Genomic DNA, 344 nt, shown 5'->3' on the forward strand with positions numbered 1-344 from the left:
CCTGGACGTGACCATCCCGTATCGCGGATCCAAGGGGCCGCTGCACCTGCTCGTGGATAGCACCGGCATCAAGGTGGAAGGCGAAGGCGAGTGGCACAGACGCAAACACGGCGCCTCGAAGCGCCGTGTCCGGCGCAAGATCCACATCGGCATAGACGAGGAAACGCCAGAGATCCGGGCCGTCGAGGTCACCTCCAGCAATGCAGGCGACGCGCCGATGCTGCCTAAGCTCCTGAAGCAGATCGGCCTGGATCGGCAAATCGCCACGGTCACTGCCGACGGCGCCTACGACACGCGCGCCTGCCACGACGCCATCGCCGACCGCGGCGCGGCCGCAATCATTC

The 344-nt window shown here is 66.3% G+C and carries 1 protein-coding gene; it reads left to right on the plus strand.

The features are described from left to right. Positions 1–344, plus strand: a 344-nt coding sequence (locus BYZ73_RS21965) for a transposase (RefSeq protein WP_146746428.1), incomplete at both ends; no start/stop codon positions are given.

Source organism: Rhodovulum viride, from assembly GCF_003265965.1.
GTDB lineage: Bacteria > Pseudomonadota > Alphaproteobacteria > Rhodobacterales > Rhodobacteraceae > Rhodovulum > Rhodovulum kholense.